At 64.4% G+C, this 15,302-nt stretch carries 16 protein-coding genes; 5 read left to right on the top strand and 11 right to left on the bottom strand.

The annotated features are described in order from the left end of the window. Nucleotides 1-70 precede the first annotated feature (70 nt). Nucleotides 71-1,150 carry a class I SAM-dependent methyltransferase gene (locus tag BLR92_RS04060; protein WP_217636520.1) on the top strand — a complete coding sequence of 360 codons (1,080 nt, stop codon included), beginning with the start codon at nt 71-73 and terminating at the stop codon, nt 1,148-1,150. A 14-nt stretch (nt 1,151-1,164) separates the two neighbouring features. Then, complete coding sequence (locus BLR92_RS04055) at nt 1,165-1,506, top strand: nickel-binding protein (RefSeq protein ID WP_089725709.1); 342 nt, start codon at nt 1,165-1,167, stop codon at nt 1,504-1,506. Between the two features lie 149 nt (nt 1,507-1,655). On the opposite strand, the gene BLR92_RS04050 is transcribed toward BLR92_RS04055, so the two are convergent. Both BLR92_RS04050 and BLR92_RS04045 read right to left on the bottom strand, forming a co-directional pair. Continuing rightward, the gene (locus BLR92_RS04050; RefSeq protein ID WP_089725707.1) at nt 1,656-3,689 is read right to left on the bottom strand and encodes a PhoX family protein; all 2,034 of its coding nucleotides are present in this window, start codon (nt 3,687-3,689) and stop codon (nt 1,656-1,658) included. 72 nt (nt 3,690-3,761) lie between these two features. Further along, nucleotides 3,762-5,138, bottom strand: a complete 1,377-nt coding sequence (locus tag BLR92_RS04045) for a nicotinate phosphoribosyltransferase (RefSeq protein WP_245703989.1) — start codon at nt 5,136-5,138, stop codon at nt 3,762-3,764. 169 nt (nt 5,139-5,307) lie between these two features. On the opposite strand from BLR92_RS04045, the gene BLR92_RS04040 reads away from it, so the two are divergent. Next, nucleotides 5,308-6,066, top strand: a complete 759-nt coding sequence (locus tag BLR92_RS04040; RefSeq protein ID WP_089725703.1) for a sporulation protein — start codon at nt 5,308-5,310, stop codon at nt 6,064-6,066. Between the two features lie 120 nt (nt 6,067-6,186). On the opposite strand, the gene BLR92_RS04035 is transcribed toward BLR92_RS04040, so the two are convergent. Then, nucleotides 6,187-6,477, bottom strand: coding sequence for a DUF1330 domain-containing protein (locus tag BLR92_RS04035; RefSeq protein WP_089725701.1), 291 nt, complete (start codon nt 6,475-6,477; stop codon nt 6,187-6,189). Between the two features lie 98 nt (nt 6,478-6,575). On the opposite strand from BLR92_RS04035, the gene ribBA reads away from it, so the two are divergent. Continuing rightward, nucleotides 6,576-7,673 carry a bifunctional 3,4-dihydroxy-2-butanone-4-phosphate synthase/GTP cyclohydrolase II gene (ribBA, locus tag BLR92_RS04030; RefSeq protein ID WP_089725699.1) on the top strand — a complete coding sequence of 366 codons (1,098 nt, stop codon included), beginning with the start codon at nt 6,576-6,578 and terminating at the stop codon, nt 7,671-7,673. 215 nt (nt 7,674-7,888) lie between these two features. Here the strand turns inward: ribBA and BLR92_RS04025 are convergent, their stop codons facing one another. Then, nucleotides 7,889-8,662, bottom strand: coding sequence for an SDR family NAD(P)-dependent oxidoreductase (locus tag BLR92_RS04025; protein WP_089725697.1), 774 nt, complete (start codon nt 8,660-8,662; stop codon nt 7,889-7,891). Nucleotides 8,663-8,841: 179 nt separating this feature from the next. Between BLR92_RS04025 and gcvA the strand changes: the two genes are divergently transcribed. Next, the gene (gene gcvA / locus BLR92_RS04020; protein WP_089725695.1) at nt 8,842-9,756 is read left to right on the top strand and encodes a transcriptional regulator GcvA; all 915 of its coding nucleotides are present in this window, start codon (nt 8,842-8,844) and stop codon (nt 9,754-9,756) included. A 72-nt stretch (nt 9,757-9,828) separates the two neighbouring features. Here gcvA and BLR92_RS04015 read toward each other — a convergent pair whose 3' ends face one another. The 7 genes from BLR92_RS04015 to BLR92_RS03985 are packed head-to-tail and all read right to left on the bottom strand — an operon-like array spanning nt 9,829 to nt 15,007. Continuing rightward, nucleotides 9,829-10,386, bottom strand: coding sequence for an NUDIX hydrolase (locus BLR92_RS04015; protein ID WP_089725693.1), 558 nt, complete (start codon nt 10,384-10,386; stop codon nt 9,829-9,831). A gap of 10 nt (nt 10,387-10,396) precedes the next feature. Next, the gene (locus BLR92_RS04010; protein ID WP_089725690.1) at nt 10,397-11,134 is read right to left on the bottom strand and encodes a GntR family transcriptional regulator; all 738 of its coding nucleotides are present in this window, start codon (nt 11,132-11,134) and stop codon (nt 10,397-10,399) included. A 38-nt stretch (nt 11,135-11,172) separates the two neighbouring features. Next, nucleotides 11,173-11,553 (bottom strand): carboxymuconolactone decarboxylase family protein, encoded by a 381-nt coding sequence (locus BLR92_RS04005; protein ID WP_089725689.1) that lies wholly within the window; start codon nt 11,551-11,553, stop codon nt 11,173-11,175. Nucleotides 11,554-11,563: 10 nt separating this feature from the next. After that, nucleotides 11,564-12,073 carry a flavin reductase family protein gene (locus BLR92_RS04000; RefSeq protein WP_089725687.1) on the bottom strand — a complete coding sequence of 170 codons (510 nt, stop codon included), beginning with the start codon at nt 12,071-12,073 and terminating at the stop codon, nt 11,564-11,566. Between the two features lie 14 nt (nt 12,074-12,087). After that, nucleotides 12,088-13,566, bottom strand: coding sequence for an aldehyde dehydrogenase (locus BLR92_RS03995; RefSeq protein ID WP_089725684.1), 1,479 nt, complete (start codon nt 13,564-13,566; stop codon nt 12,088-12,090). Beyond that, nucleotides 13,563-14,414 (bottom strand): alpha/beta fold hydrolase, encoded by an 852-nt coding sequence (locus tag BLR92_RS03990; RefSeq protein ID WP_217636519.1) that lies wholly within the window; start codon nt 14,412-14,414, stop codon nt 13,563-13,565. Before BLR92_RS03990 ends, BLR92_RS03995 begins: the two co-directional genes overlap by 4 nt. Further along, entirely contained in the window at nt 14,411-15,007 is a 597-nt protein-coding gene (locus BLR92_RS03985; RefSeq protein ID WP_089726004.1) for an amino acid synthesis family protein, read from the bottom strand. Before BLR92_RS03985 ends, BLR92_RS03990 begins: the two co-directional genes overlap by 4 nt. Nucleotides 15,008-15,302: the final 295 nt, after the last annotated feature.

The following is a 15,302-nucleotide window of genomic DNA, read 5'->3' as shown; positions in this document are numbered from 1 at the left end:
GCCGCGCCGCCAGCATGTGTCCTGACCGGTTGTATTCATCCGGTGACATGCAAACCAAGGAGGACATGACATGGCAACTGCAGAGCAAGACATTGCAATCGACGAAGAGGCGCTCCATGGGCTGCTGGTCAAGGCGGTGACCGACTTCGGCGCCACCTGGCATGCGCCGCTGGTGGTCATCGGCGACCGGCTCGGGCTATACAAGGCACTGGCCGAGCATGGCCCGCTCGATTCCGCCGACCTGGCCGAACGCACGGAGACCAGCGAGCGCTATGTGCGTGAATGGCTGCGCTCGCAGGCCGCGGGCGGCTACATTCGCTATCACGCCGACAGCGAGCGCTACGACATGAGCCCAGAGCAGGCGCTGATGCTCGCCGACGAAAACAGCCCCTGCTATGTGCCCGGCGCCTTCCAGTCCGCCGTCGCCACGCTGCGCGCGGCACCCAAGATCGAACAGGCGTTTCGCACCGGCGAGGGCCTGGGCTGGCACGAGCACGACCCGGAGCTGTTCACTGGCACCGAGCGCTTCTTCCGCCCCGGCTACGCCGCCAACCTGGTGCAGAACTGGCTGCCGGCGCTGGATGGCACGCTGGACAAGCTCAAGGCCGGCGCGCGAGTCGCGGATGTCGGCTGTGGCCACGGCGCGTCGACGCTGATCATGGCCGAGGCCTTTCCCGACTCCGAGTTTATCGGCTTCGATTATCACGATGCTTCGGTCGATGCGGCGCGCGAACGCGCCTCTCAGGCCGGTCTTTCGGACCGGGTGGCATTCGAGAAAGCCTCGGCCAAGGACTACGACGGCGGCGCCTACGATCTGGTCACGGTATTCGACTGCCTGCACGACATGGGCGACCCGGTGGGCGCATCGTCGCATATCCGCCAATCGCTTAAGCCCGACGGCGCCTGGATGATCGTGGAGCCGTTCGCCAACGACCGCGTGGAGGACAATCTCAACCCCGTCGGGCGAGCGTTCTATTCGGTCTCCACGCTGGTATGCACACCCTGTTCGCTGTCGCAGGAAGTCGGCCTCGCGCTCGGTGCCCAGGCCGGCGAAAAGCGCCTGCGGGACGTCGCCACCCAAGGTGGCTTCTCGCAATTCCGTCGCGCCACGCAGACGCCGTTCAATCTGATCTTCGAAGCGCGACCCTGACAAGGAGAACGACCATGCCGCCGGTCAGTCTGGCCGGCGGCCCCGATTCCGGCCTGGCCGGAAGGAGGCTCGACATGACCAAGCTGATCGTAGAACGCTACTTCGACACCCCGTTGACCGATTCCGACTTTGAACAGATGGGAAGCCGGCTGTTGCCTTGTATCGCGCAGTACGGCGGCAAGTGGCTCCAGTCGTATGTCTCGGCCGACCGGAAGCACACCGTCTGCGCCTTTGACGCCCCGGATGCCGAATCGATACGCATGGCGCATCGGACGGCGGAGGTGCGCCTCGACAAAGTGTGGTCGGCCGACATCATCACACCGGAAGATATCGGACCGAGCCCGCATGCTGCATGAACAGGACACGCACCGGCTCGTCGATTATCCGGTTAGCGGTGACGCCGTACCAGCAGGCGCCTCGAACGGCAGTTGACTGCGCATTGCTTTTGGCAACGACCTAGCCCGAATATTGCCTCACAACGACCGGAAAACAATCGGCCAGGCGTTTATACGCCGATTGGGCCGCCATCGGTTTTCTGTATCACCACCGTCGAGGCGCGCGGGCGCACTTGGGTTCCCTGGGGAACGGCCTCGCTGGCATCGTCGCTATAAGGCCAGTTTCCCGGGTGCTGAATGTTGATGAAGATCGATGTGTTGTCGGGCGTCGCTGCGAACCCCGTGACTTCGCTGTCATTGGGCCCGACGAGAAAGCGCTTTAGCTGGCTCTGGCTCTCGGCATCGATGACTCCCGGCCGGCCGTTTTGCGCGCCAAGGTTGGCCGGCACTACCGCCAGCATCTGATTATTGGTGTCCTTGGCGACGGCGTTGCCGCCGTTGTCGGTCTGAATCCACAGAATGCCGCGATTGTCGAAAGCCAGGCCGTCGGGACTGGCGAACTGATTGGCGGGTGTCAGGCCCGAGCGATTGATCTCGGCCATGGCCTTGGCATCGGCGCCGAACACGAAAATGTTCCAACGGAAGCCATCCTGACCGTCGTTCTCGCGCCAGCGAATGATCTGGCCGTTGACGTTGGTCGGGCGTGGATTGGCGGCGTTGAGTTCCTCCGGGCCACGCTCGTCGTTGTTGGTCAGGGTCATGTAGACATCGCCGTTGATCGGGTCGACCGTGCCCCATTCGGGGCGATCCATCGGTGTCGCACCGACCAGATCGGCGGCGTGGGCGGTGTTGAGAATGATCTCCGGCAATTCACCCAATTCCTCACCTAGCGTGCTGCCACCGCGCGTCGGCGCGCTTGGCGTCAGTGCCAGCCATTCGCCGCTGCCATCGTCATTGAAACGGGCGACATACAGCGTGCCGTCGTCCATGTATTTGGCGCCGATCGCCAGCCGGTCGGCGGGCTCGGCATCGGCGGGCTCCCAGTTGGCGTTCGAGACGAATTTGTAGATGTACTCGAAGCGAGCGTCGTGGCCGGTATAGAACACCACCGGCTTGCCGGCTTCGACCTTGCCCGGCCAGCAACCCTCGTGGCGAAAGCGACCCAGCGCGGTGCGCTTGACGGCGCGTTGGCTGGCGTCGAAGGGATCGATTTCGACGATATAGCCGAAGGTATTGGCTTCGTTACGGTAGTCGTCGCTGGCACTAGCGCCTCTTGGCGTCAGGTCGAAGCGGGCGAATTCGCCATTTTCCTCGCTGGAATCGCCTGCGGCGGTCTCCCAGCCGAACCGGGTCTCGTCGGTGGGGATGTCGATGCGCTGCTGGTCGGCGGGGAGCGTAGCGGCGCGATTGACGAACACATCCGGCCAGTTTTCCTCGCAGGTCAGATAGGTGCCCCAGGGGGTGTAGCCATTGCCGCAGTTGTTGTTGGTGCCGCGCGCCAGGGTGCCGTCCTTCGAGAAGGCGGTCTTGACGTGGTCGGTCTCTGCCATGGGGCCGGAAAGCGCCATCACGGTGGCTGTGGTGAAGCGGCGATTGAGCGGATCGCGCTCGGAAACTCGCCACTGGCCATCGACCCGGGTGATACGCACCGCGCTCACGCCGTGGGCATTGATCTCCTTGCGGACCTCGTCGGCGGGGCGTTTGCCGGAGGCGTCGCTGGTGGCGCCGCTGGGGTGCAGGGCATCCTGGTCGATATATTCGTTGTTGATGACCAGGATGCCATCGTCGGAGCGCCCAGCGATGGCGAAGAAATGCATGCCATCGTGGTGCATGCCCACCGAATTGAGCTGATCGCTGGCGGTATTGCTGCCATCGGGCTTCCAGGCGCTGGCGTTATCGTTGAGTGGCGTGCCCCAGGGGGCTAATACGCTGGCGGTATAACCGGCGGGAACTACCACGGCATCGGTCTTCGAGCCGGGCAGGGAGTCGAAATCCAAGGCAATCCCGGTGTTGATGGCCCTCGCGCCTTGTTCCGAGGATCGCGTGGCGGCATTGGCCAGCCCGAATCCGCCCAACAGCGTGACGGCAGCGAGGCCGAGGCCGCCTTTCATGACGTGGCGGCGTGACCAGCTACGTTCGAGTATGGCGGAAAACGGCTCGTTATCACTCGGGTTGTAGTTGGGTTCGTTATTGAACTCGCTCATGTCACGGCCCCCTGATCATATAATCGAAGACCTCGATCCTAAAGGCTCTTTGTGACAGTTTTCGTACAAAGCTTAACCGTCGCTGAGCAGCTCCAGGCGTACTTCGGCCTCGCGGCGGCGCTCGTGAATCCGCTCGCTGATGGCGACCGGGTAGGCGGGCGCCGAATCGAGCCCGCGTAATGCAGCGGGCAGGCTTGCCACGGCATCGCGGCTGGCGTCTCGCGCCTGGTCGGGTGAGCCCAGCGCCTCGGGCAGGAATACGCCGTCGTTGACGATGGCCGCCAATAGCGGGGTGCCGGGGGCGCTTTCATCGCGCAGGGTCAGATGATCGCCCATGAATTCACCAGTGCTGCGCCGCTCACGGTAAATCTGCTTGCGACCGGGTAGCGAGTGTTTGCCGGGTGAATGCTTCAGGCGTGGCTTGCCGGCATATTCGGTCAGCTTGTAGGCCAGTTCCAGGCAGGGGGCATCGCTGGCAGCGCCCAGCGCGGTGCCGACCCCGAAGCCGTCGATGGGTGCGCCACCGGCAAGCAGTTGCTGAATACGGTATTCGTCCAGGCCGCCACTGGCGGTGATCCTGATGTGTTCATGGCCGGCGTCATCGAGCAACTGTCGGCACTGCCTGGCCAGCTTGCCCATATCGCCGGAGTCGAGACGAATGGCGCCGATATCGAGCGTCGGTTCGCGCTCGATTGCGGCAATCAGGCGCTTCACTGCTTCGACGGTATCGTAGGTGTCGACCAGCAGGGTGGTTCCCGGATACTGGCGAGCGAAGCCGAGCAGGGCATCGTCTTCGTTGTCGTGGGCCTGAATGAAGCTGTGTGCCATGGTTCCATTCGCTGGCAGATCGTGGGTCAACGCACCCAGCACGTTGCTGGTGCCGGCCAGACCGGCGACGCGATAGGCACGCACGCCACGAACCGCGGCATCGATGCCATGCATGCGGCGCATGCCGAAATCCACCACCGGGCGACCCTCGGCGGCGAGCACCAATCGCGACGCCTTGGAGGCCAGCACCGTTTCGAGATGGACGTAATTCATCAGCAGGCTTTCCAGCAATTGCGCCTCGGCAATCGGCGCCTCGACTTCGAGCAGCGGCTCATGGGGAAATATTGGCGTCCCCTCGGGCAGCGCATGAATACTCCCCGTGAAGCGAAAATGAGCGAGCCAATCCAGAAAGTCGTTATCGAACATGTCGAGGCGACGCAGCTTGTCGATTTGCCGCTCGCCAAAATGTAGTTTTGTCACCAGGTGCGCGGCGTACTGCTGGCCGCAAGCCAGCATAAAGTTGCGATGGGCGGGCAATTTACGAAAGAACAGGCTAAAGGTAGCCGTGTCGTGCATGCCCTTGGCCCAATAGGCTTGGATCATGGTCAGCTCGTAGAGATCGGTCAACAGTCCAAGGTCTTCTTCGTCAGGCAGTTCCTTGCCTCGCATCGCGTGTGACATGTCGCTGCACTCCGCTCGTCGTTTGTCGGTGGCCACTTGTTAGTGGTGAACCCATTGGCGCCTAATTTCAAGAAACGACGACAACACGGGTACGATTTGGATGTCTTGTAGCCCGTTCGAACCGGGTGTGCCACAGTGAGTCGTCAAATCAACTTCAAGGAGAGGCATCATGCTGGATCGTGTTTTTGCAGCCGTTGGCATCGGTGCGGCGCGCGTCGATACGCTGCTTGAAACGGATAGCCTTCGCGCCGGCGAGCGCCTCATCGGCAAGGTAGTGATCCAGGGCGGTAAGGTCGATCAGGAGATCGATGCGCTGGTTCTCGAACTGTCATCGGAAGTGATTCGGGAGGTTAGCGATAACAAGGTTCGCGTCCCCCATGCCTGGGCACGCTTGGGTATCAGCGAGGCGATGACCGTAAAAGCGGGGGAAACCCGCGAAATGCCATTCGAGTTCGAAGTGCCGCTGGCGGCGCCGCTGGCGGTGGGACATCAGCAACCCAAGACCTGGGTGGCGACCCGCGCGGATATATCCATGGCGCTGGACCCGCGCGACCAGGATCCGCTGCGTATTCTGCCCAGTGCATTGCACGACGCGGTCTTCAATGCCATGCAGGCGTTGGGTTTCCAACTGCGCAATGCGCCGCTCGAGGCGTCACGGCGCAATCCGCAGATGGGCTGCGTGCAGGAGTTCGAATTCAAGCCTCAGCCCGGCGGGCGTTTCTCGCATCTCGATGAGGCCGAAATCGCCTTCTTGCCGTCGTCTCAGGGCGTGCTGGATATGCTGATTCAGCGTGACACCAAGGCGCGCGGCATGGGGTCGCTGCTCTCCGAGATGGCCGGTACCGACGAACAACTGTATCGCCTGACCCTCGAAGGGCGCGAGACGAGCAGCGAACTGGAGCAGCACCTGGCGAAGATTCTCGCCTAAACCAGCCCACGCTCGCGCATCACCGCGGCAATGATCGGCACCGGCGTCATCAGGTGCTCACGCATCATCGTCGCGGGGGCCTCGGTGTCGAAACACTCGGGCAAGCAAACGACGGTTGTTTCATAGCCCTTCGGTGATGACGATATCCACGTCGGCAGCGTCCTGGCGTGCAGATTTAGCGCGCTGGTACGCCGGTGAGTGATAGCAGTCGAGCGCCTGCTGATAGCTGGAAAATTCCATGACCACGCTGCGCTCCGGGGTCTCGCGCCCCTCCAGGGCGGTCCGTTCGCCGCCTCGTGCGAGGAACCTGGCACCGAAGTGTGCGAGCGCCTCGGAGGCCAGTGCCTGATAATCGGCGTAACGTTGTGGATCCGTTACGGTGACATTGGCGATCCAGTAACCCTTGGGCATATCTTCTCCGCTGGCCTAGTGGTTGTTTGTATTATGGTATGCCAAAATGCGGGCGTCTGACACCTGACTTCCTTTCACTTCCGCAGGCCCGGATTGTTATGGCATTCGACCGTATCGAGGACATCATCGAGGACATTCGCCAGGGGCAAATGGTCATCCTGCTCGACGACGAGGATCGCGAGAACGAGGGCGACCTGGTCATGGCCGCCGAGTACGTCACCCCCGAGACGATCAACTTCATGGCCACCCACGCCCGTGGCCTGATCTGCCTGACGCTGACCGGCGCCCACTGCGAGCAGTTGGCTCTGACGCCAATGGTCGAGAACAACGGCGCCAGCTTCGCCACGGCGTTCACCGTGTCCATAGAGGCGCGCGAAGGCGTGACCACGGGTATCTCCGCGGCGGACCGGGCGGCCACGGTGCGCGCGGCGGTGGCCCCCGAGGCGCACCCGCGCGACCTGGTGCAGCCCGGGCATATCTTCCCGCTGCGTGCCCGCGATGGCGGCATATTGAGTCGTGCCGGCCACACCGAGGCGGGTTGCGATCTGGCACGCCTGGCCGGCCACGAGCCAGCCGCGGTGATCGTCGAGATCATGAACGACGATGGCAGCATGGCGCGGCGCCCCGACCTGGAGGCCTTCGCCCGCCAGCACGGGCTGCGCATCGGCACCATCGCCGATCTGATCCAGTATCGCCTGGCGACCGAGAAGACCGTCGCACACGCGGGGCAAGAGCCGCTGCAGACGGTGCATGGCGAGTTCACTCTGCACACCTATGAGGACACCATCAGCGGCGATGCGCACCTAGCCTTGACCATGGGCGAGCTGAGTGCCGAGCGGCCCACCTTGGTGCGGGTGCATGCCATGGACCCGCTGCGCGATCTGGTGGGTGCCGAATATCAGGGCCCCCGGGCCTGGTCGCTGTGGTCGGCGCTGGAAGCGGTGGCCGAGGCGCGCCATGGCGTGGTGGTGATCCTGGCCAGCCACGAGTCGTCGCAGAGTCTGCTGTCGCGCGCCACGCGCCTCAACCAGTCCGCCGTCGACGCGCCGCCGCGGCGCTATACCGACACCGGAACCGGCTCACAGATACTCGCCGATCTCGGTGTCGGCAAGCTGCGACTCATGGGGGCACCCTTGAACTACAAGGGACTGGCCGGATTCGAGCTGGAGGTAGTGGAGATTGTCTCGCCGCCCTAGTGGGGTGATGCTGTCTGTAACACATTCAGCACTTCCCCAGCGCCGGGCGTGGGCGCCGCGCGCTCCACGAGCTCAAGGATTTCGGGCTGGGTTATTTGCATGGCGCGGCGCGAGAAATCGGCATTGACGAGCATGGGTGAGCCCCCAGAAATTCATGGGAGGGGTGGCCGGCTGGTCGAATCATCGGCAGCCGGCCCTCCCGGTACGACTTACTTTCAGTTGCGGCCAGCCATCACGCCGCCGTCCACGTCCCAGATCGCGCCGGTGACCCAGCCGGCCTTGTCCGACAGCAGGAAGGTGACCACTTCGGCGACATCCTGCGGAGTGCCGATGCGACCGATGGGGTGGAAGCTGTTGAAGCCCTGCAGCGCGCTGTGCACTTCGGCCTTCGGGATGAAGCCCTCGTAGATCGGGGTCTGCACCACCGCTGGCGACACCGCGTTGACGCGGATGTGCTTCGGAGCCAGCTCCATGGCCAGGTTTTGGGTCAGGGAATGCAGGCCGGCCTTGGCCATGGAGTACGCTGACGATGGGGTCGCGGCGATGGCCTGCTTGGCCCACATCGACCCGATGTTGACGATCGCACCCGGGCGATTCTGGGCGACCAGGGTGGCGGCGACCTTCTGGGTGATGAAGAAGAACGCCTTGTTCAGCTTCATGTACTGGTCGTAGTCCGCGTCCTGATGCTCCAGGAACGGCTTGGGGAAGAACACCCCGGCCGCGTTGACCAGCAGGTCGATGTCAGCATGCTGTTCGTCGATGGTCCTGAGCAGCTCGGCCAGCCCTTCCTCGCTGGACAAGTCCGCCGTCAGCGCCGCGACCTGGCCCAGAGCGGCCAGTTCCTTGCGCGCCTCTTCGGTCTTTTCCGGGCGATGGCCCACGATTACCGCACTGCCGCCTTCGGCGAGGACCATCCGGGCCGTCTGCAAGCCCATTCCGCTGGTGCCACCGACGACCAGTAACTTCTTGCCATTGAATTGATTGCTCATTGTGAAACCTCTCTGAATTGGAAGAAAAACTATTCATGATTGACCGCATGACGAGTTCCGATGCCAGCCGTGGGGATCGCGTAGCGCTTATCATCGGCATGAGAGGGGATTCTTCGCTGATTTCCTCCCGTCGGCAAATGAGATAAAGTGTCTGGAGTTAAAAGAAAAACTTTGTCGATATGAAGTCACCGGTTCATCTCAACGCCTTGCGCGCCTTTGAGGCCAGCGCCCGTCATAAGAGCTTTTCCGCGGCGGCGGCCGAACTGAATGTCACCCCCGCTGCGGTCGGCCAGCTCGTGCGCACACTGGAGGAATGGCTGGGCATGCCTCTGTTCCACCGTGCTAGCAGTGGGCGGGTTCGGCTCGTTCCCACCGAGGCAGCCGAACGCGCGCTGCCAGACATCCGGGCGGGTTTCGACAGGCTCACGCTGGGTCTGGAACGGCTCAAAGAGGGATCGGCCAGCAACGTGCTTACCGTGACGGTCAGCCCGGCCTTTGCCGCCAAGTGGTTGCTGCCCCGCATTGACAGGTTTCAGGCCGCCTGGCCTGACACGGACGTGCGTCTGGATACGAATCACAAACCGGTGGACTTTGCGGTACAACGAGTGGATGTCGGTGTGCGTTATGGTCCGGACAACTGGCCGGGGCTGGAGGCGGAGAAGTTGATGGAGGAAGAGGTTTATCCGGTCTGCTCGCCGGGCCTGCTGCGTGAACATGGGCGCCTGCGCAAGCCCACCGATCTAGCGCGCGAGATCCTGATCCACGACCTGTCGATGGATGGCTATACCGGGTTTCCATCGTGGACGGCATGGCTCAAGAAAGCCGGTGTGGCTGGCGCGGCAACCCCGCGCGGCATGCAAATCAACAATTCCGCAGCCGTATTACAGGCGGTGATCGATGGACACGGCGTAGCGCTCGCACGCAGTGTCATGGTGCGCGATGATCTGGCCGCTGGTCGGCTGGTGCGGCTGTTTCCTGAGGTCGAGTGCGCTTCGGCGCTGGCCTATTACGTGGTCTATCGACCCGAGTGCGGCAATCTGCCGAGAGTGAAGGCTTTCCGCGATTGGCTGTTCACGGAGGTGGCGGCGGGCTAGATTCCGTGCCGGCCGCTCCAGAGGGGATGGACACCATCTTCCAGGGGGCTGGGCGAGTGGGGAAGCGCTTCCCTAACGCATGAAGTGTATGGTGCCGTTATCCATGCTGCCGCTATAGATGCCGTAGGCGCCACCGGCATGTTCGTTGATATAGCGCTCGAGAATCTGGTGAATGGCCGGGTAGAAGATCGCATCCCAGGGGATCTCCTCGGCCTGGAACCAGCCGACGGCCTGGGTTTCGTGACCGGGGGCGTCGTTCCACGCCCGCAGACGGGCGCGGTAGATGATGTAGAGCTCGTTGGTCGGCGGCACGCTGAAGATCGAGTAGGGGGTGAGGATATCGGCATCGATGCCGGTCTCTTCCCACACTTCGCGGTGGGCGGCTTCTTCGACGCTTTCGCCACGCTCCATGAAACCCGCCGGCAGGGTCCAGGTGCCGACCCGGGGCGGAATGCCGCGCTGGCAGAGCAGCAAGCGACCCTCGCGCTCGAGGATGGCGCCGGCGATTACGCGGGGATTGTCGTAGACGACATGACCACAGTGGCCGCAGTAATCGCGCTCATGAGCGTCGCCCGGGAGCACGCCTCGCGTCAGGGGATGATGGCCACAGCGGCGACAGTAGTTTTCCATGACGGCCTCGCTACAGGCGGGTCTCGACGCGCAGCGGCGGGGTGATCGTCTCTGCGGGCTGGTCGCTCTTGGCGGCCAGCGCTGCCAGGGCAACCTTGGCGGCGGCCTGGATATGCGCCACACAGGCCTCGTGTGCGGCGGCCGGGTCGCGGGCCTTGATCGCCTCGACGATGCGTGCCATCTCGCGGAAGCTGTCGGTGTAACGCTCGTGCTGGGACACCGAGGTCGCGCGCAAGTAGCTGACCCTTGCCTGCAACTGGCTGAGGAACTGACCGGCGACGCGGTTGCCGGCGCCGTCGTAGAGCACGCCGTAGAAATCGCTGACCGCCTCGACGATGTCGAGGGTCTGGCCGCTGCGCAGGGCATCCTTGAGGATTTCCCAGACCCGGTCGAGTTCCGCCATCTGGCGGCGGTTGGCCTTCTGGGTGAACAGTTGCACGACCATGCTCTCGAGCACGCAGCGCAGTTCGTAGATGTCGCGGGCGTCTTCCAGGGTGATGACGGCGACCCGCGGGCCGCGACTGCCGGTGTGTTCCACCAGTCCCTCGGCCTCGAGATGGCGCAACGCTTCGCGCACCGAGGTGCGGCTGACGCCGAGGCGGTCGCACAGGTCGCGCTCGACCAGGCGATCCCCGGGGAGCAACTGAAAGCTCATGATCGCGCCGCGCAACTTGTCGAGCACCATCTCCCGCAGGGTAGGCTGGTTGCGTGTTACCTTCAGGCTGTCGTCCAGCGGCATTCGTTGCATCTATTATTCTCTCCCTGGTCCGTGGTGGCGCCGTGCAGCTAGATCTCGCCCATCTCGGTCAGCACCTCGCGGGCCTGGCGGAAGGCGTCGATGGCGGCTGGCACGCCGCAGTAGACCGCGGTCTGCAACAGGATCTCGCGAATCTCGTCGACGCCGAGGCCGTTGTTGATCGCTCCGCGCACGTGCAGGCGCAGTTCGTGAGGGCGATTCAAGGCGGTGATCATGGCCAAGTTTATCATGCTGCGGTCGCGATCACTGAGCCCCTCGCGCTGCCAGACCTCGCCCCAGCAGTACTCGGTGACCAGCTGCTGGAGCGGCCGGGTGAAGGCGTCGGCGTTGCGCATCGACTGGTCGACGTAGTCGGCGCCAAGCACGCGGCGGCGTTTGTCCAGGCCGCGTTCGAAACGATCTTGTGACATGTGGTTCTCCTCAGGCGGTGGCGGCCATCAGGCTCAAAGTCGGTGGCAGCTTGCCCATCTTGCCACGGCAGTAGAGCAGCGGGTCGGCCTTCTCGGCGGTGGCGACCCGAAGCGCCTGCACTTCACCGACCACGATGGCGTGATCGCCGCCCGGGTAGTCCTCCCATAGGCGACACTCCAGGTAGGCCGCGGCGCCGTCGAGCAGCGCATTGCCATGGGTGGAGCGGTGCCAGGCGATGCCCTCGGCCTTGTCGCTGCCCTTGCTGGCGAAGCGGTAGGCGATGCTCTCCTGCTCGTGGCCGAGGATATGGATGGCGAAGCGGCCGCTGCGGCGGATGACCGGGTAGGAGTCCGAGCCGAGGCTGGGACAGACCAGCACCAGCGGCGGGTCCATCGACACCGCCGAGAAGGCGCTGGCGGTGAAGCCGACCAGACGGTCGTCGGCATCGAGCGCGGTCACAACGGTGACGCCGGTGGGAAAGGCGCCGAGAACTTGCTTGTAGGCTTGGCTATCGATCATGGGTCTGTTCGCTCTCAACGCATGATGAAGGGATCGGGCATGGGCTGGGTGGACAGGTTGATCCACATCGCCTTGAGCTCGGTGTAGTCGTGCACGGCGTCGATGCCGCACTCGCGGCCGTAGCCGCTGGCGCCGAAGCCGCCGATGGGTGCCATGGCCGAGACCGCACGGTAGGTATTGACCCACAGGATGCCGGCGCAGATGTCGCGCACCAGGCGATGGGCACGGCCGATATCCCGGGTCCAGATGCCGGCGGCCAGGCCGTAGTCGGTGTCGTTGGCCAGGCGCAGTGCCTCGGCTTCGTCGTCGAAGGGGATCACCGCCACCACCGGTCCGAAGACCTCCTCCTGCATGATCGGCATGGCGTGGGACTCGCAGGCCAGGATGGTCGGTGTGTAGTACCAGCCGCGGGCGATGTCCGGGCGCTTGCCGCCGTGGATCAGGCGTGCGCCGTCGGCCTGGGCCTGGGCGACCATGCGCTCGACCACGTCGCGCTGCGCCTGGGTCGCCATCGGGCCCATCTCGGTCTCGGCATCCGCCGGGTCGCCGATGCGAATGGTGCTGGCGCGCTCGCGCAGGCGTTCGACGACCTCGGTGTAGATGCTGCGCTGGACCAGCAGCCGCGAGCCGGCCACGCAGCTCTGCCCGGCCGCGGCGAACACGCCGGCCACCACGCCGTTGACGGCGCTGTCCAGGTCGACGTCCTCGAACAGGATGTTGGGCGACTTGCCGCCGAGCTCCAGCGACAGCTTGGCGAAGTTCTCGGCGCTGTTGCGCACCACGTGGCGCGCGGCACCGGCACCGCCGGTGAAGGCGATCTTGCGCACTAGCGGGTGGCCGGTCAGCGCCGCCCCGGTGGTCGGGCCGAAGCCGGTCACCAGGTTGACCACGCCGGGCGGGAAGCCGGCCTGCTCGACCAGGCGCATCAGCGCGATGAGGCTGGCCGAGGCGTGCTCCGAGGGCTTGATGACCACCGTGTTGCCGGCGGCCAGGGCCGGTGCCAGCTTGATCGCGGTCAGGTACAGCGGGCTGTTCCAGGGGATGATCGCCGCGACCACGCCGAGCGGCACGCGCACGGTGGCACCGAACATGTCCGGCTTGTCGAGCGGTAGCGTCTCGCCGACCACCTTGTCGGCCAGTCCGGCAAAATAGTAGAAGAACTCGGGAAGGTAGCCGACTTGGCCGCGGGTCTCGCGAATCAGCTTGCCGTTGTCGCGGCTTTCCAGCTGGGCGAGCTCCTCGCCGTTCTCGGCGATCAGCACGCCGAGCCGATGCAGCAGCTTGCCGCGCGCGGTGGCGCTGAGCCCGGCCCAGGCCGGCACCTCGAAGGCGCGCTGGGCGGCCTGTACGGCGTCGTCGACGTCCTGGGCGTCGGCGTCGGGCAGGCGGCACCAGGCCTCGCCGGTGGCCGGGTCGTAACTGTCGAAGGTGGCGCCGGCGCGGGCCGAAACCCACTCGCCGCCGATCCACATCTGGCGTGTCTCCAGGCTCATCGGGAAACCTCCTTGGGTGCATCCTGGGAATCGACACCGGCCAGGAAGCGTCGCAGCAGTGCATTGACCGCCTCGGGCGCCTCCACCGGTACCATGTGCCGCTGGCCGGGCAGGATCTCGGCCTCGGCGTGGGGCAGGCAGTCGGCCAGTGCGCGTGTCATCTGGGGCGTGGAACCCGGGTCCAGCTCGCCGGTGGCGACCAGCACCGGGACGCGGATCGTGGCGAGCCGGTCGACCGCGAAGTCGTCCTGGGTGCCGAACAGCGCATAGCTGCGATAGTACCCCTCGGGATGGTTGTTGGTGACGGTGGCGTGAATCGCCGCGACCCGCTCCGGATGGTCGCGACGAAAGGCCGGGCTGAACCAGCGCTCCAGGGCCTCGTCGACATTCGCCGCCGGGCCCTGGTCGCGGGCCTGGACCAGGCGCTGGCGCACCCCGGCACGCTGGTCGGCATCGCGCCGGAAGACGCTGGAGAGCACGACCATCGCCGTCAGACGCTGCGGATGACGCAGCGCGAAGGCACGGGCCACCAGGCCGCCCATCGAGAAGCCGACCACGGCGACACGTTCGAGCGCCAGATGATCGAGCAGCGTCGCCAACTGATCGGCGTAGTCGTCCAGCCCGGCTGCCGCTGCCGGCAGGGGGCTTTCGCCGTGGCCGAGCATGTCATAGGCGATGACCTCATGCTCGCGCGCCAGGGCATCGACTTGGGCCCGCCACATGCGCGCGTCGAGGCCCACGCCGTGAACGAGCACCAGCGGCGCGCCCTGGCCCTGGCGCCAGTAGCGCGTGCCGTCGGGGCTGTGCTGGGCGTGGGTGAGATCCATGGCGACGTTTCCCTCGCTCATACGCCGGACTGCTCGGCCTCGGCGGCCAGTTCCTGCAGATCCTGATAGCGGTTGCCGATGCGCGGATGCAGGCGGCCGCCGTCGGCGGCGCCCAGGGCCACTACGATCTCGTCATGGCGCGGGGCGTCCTCGATGCGCATCTCCAGGGTGATGTAGTGCGAGCGATAGCCCTCGTCGTGCTTGTGCATCATGGGAATCTGGATCGAGGTGCCCGGCGCGCCACGTTTGTTGGTGAAGCTCAGGTAGCTCTTGGCACCCACCGCGTCACGGAAGTGATTGCCGAAACGCAGGGTATGGATGATTGCCGAGGCATGCTCGATCTCGCCGTCGGCACCCACCACCGCCGCCTTGCCATACGCCTCGATGGTCTCGCCATCGATTTCCTTCAATACTCGATCGACGATGCGCTCGCCCAGTGCCGAGCAGCCGCTGCGGATCTCCGGGCCCAGATCCTCGATGAAACCTCGGCCGTGCCACGGATTGGCGATCACGGCGGCGACGCCAAGCTGGGTGACGGGGCGCTCCCCCGGCTTGCCGCCTTCAATGTAGGTCGTCTCGCGGTAGGTCACTATCTTGCGGATCTCGAAGCTCATCGCTCTCTCCCGGGTGGCGACCTGGCGCGTGCCGAGGTCTTCGTATTCTTGGTATACCATAATACCAAGTTCCAGAGCCAGCAAGGAATGACACGCGAAGAAGCGCTTGAGGTTTTCTATGGCAACCTGTCGAAAATTTTTAATCATTTGAATTTAAATAATAAATAGGAAGATTTCGATCTACGGTAGGGCTGGGCGAGGGAAAAATATTTTGCATGCCGTAATATGGTATACCAATATAAGCGGCGAGCCGACGCGTTCTGTGCAGTGGGTTGCGCAGGCGGCTCATAACGCT

Source organism: Modicisalibacter muralis (assembly GCF_900102945.1).
GTDB lineage: Bacteria > Pseudomonadota > Gammaproteobacteria > Pseudomonadales > Halomonadaceae > Modicisalibacter > Modicisalibacter muralis.
This window is presented reverse-complemented; position numbering and strand designations above follow the sequence as displayed.

What these genes read in the sequence shown, in the direction of transcription:
- BLR92_RS04060 (WP_217636520.1), top strand. Translation starts at nt 71, where the DNA reads ATGGCAACTGCAGAGCAAGACATTGCAATCGACGAAGAGGCGCTCCAT.
- gcvA (WP_089725695.1), top strand. Translation starts at nt 8,842, where the DNA reads ATGAAGTCACCGGTTCATCTCAACGCCTTGCGCGCCTTTGAGGCCAGC.
- BLR92_RS03995 (WP_089725684.1), bottom strand. Translation starts at nt 13,566, where the DNA reads ATGAGCCTGGAGACACGCCAGATGTGGATCGGCGGCGAGTGGGTTTCG.
- BLR92_RS04040 (WP_089725703.1), top strand. Translation starts at nt 5,308, where the DNA reads ATGCTGGATCGTGTTTTTGCAGCCGTTGGCATCGGTGCGGCGCGCGTC.
- BLR92_RS03985 (WP_089726004.1), bottom strand. Translation starts at nt 15,007, where the DNA reads ATGAGCTTCGAGATCCGCAAGATAGTGACCTACCGCGAGACGACCTAC.
- BLR92_RS03990 (WP_217636519.1), bottom strand. Translation starts at nt 14,414, where the DNA reads ATGAGCGAGGGAAACGTCGCCATGGATCTCACCCACGCCCAGCACAGC.
- BLR92_RS04025 (WP_089725697.1), bottom strand. Translation starts at nt 8,662, where the DNA reads ATGAGCAATCAATTCAATGGCAAGAAGTTACTGGTCGTCGGTGGCACC.
- BLR92_RS04035 (WP_089725701.1), bottom strand. Translation starts at nt 6,477, where the DNA reads ATGCCCAAGGGTTACTGGATCGCCAATGTCACCGTAACGGATCCACAA.
- BLR92_RS04050 (WP_089725707.1), bottom strand. Translation starts at nt 3,689, where the DNA reads ATGAGCGAGTTCAATAACGAACCCAACTACAACCCGAGTGATAACGAG.
- ribBA (WP_089725699.1), top strand. Translation starts at nt 6,576, where the DNA reads ATGGCATTCGACCGTATCGAGGACATCATCGAGGACATTCGCCAGGGG.
- BLR92_RS04000 (WP_089725687.1), bottom strand. Translation starts at nt 12,073, where the DNA reads ATGATCGATAGCCAAGCCTACAAGCAAGTTCTCGGCGCCTTTCCCACC.
- BLR92_RS04010 (WP_089725690.1), bottom strand. Translation starts at nt 11,134, where the DNA reads ATGCAACGAATGCCGCTGGACGACAGCCTGAAGGTAACACGCAACCAG.
- BLR92_RS04015 (WP_089725693.1), bottom strand. Translation starts at nt 10,386, where the DNA reads ATGGAAAACTACTGTCGCCGCTGTGGCCATCATCCCCTGACGCGAGGC.
- BLR92_RS04045 (WP_245703989.1), bottom strand. Translation starts at nt 5,138, where the DNA reads ATGTCACACGCGATGCGAGGCAAGGAACTGCCTGACGAAGAAGACCTT.
- BLR92_RS04005 (WP_089725689.1), bottom strand. Translation starts at nt 11,553, where the DNA reads ATGTCACAAGATCGTTTCGAACGCGGCCTGGACAAACGCCGCCGCGTG.
- BLR92_RS04055 (WP_089725709.1), top strand. Translation starts at nt 1,165, where the DNA reads ATGCCGCCGGTCAGTCTGGCCGGCGGCCCCGATTCCGGCCTGGCCGGA.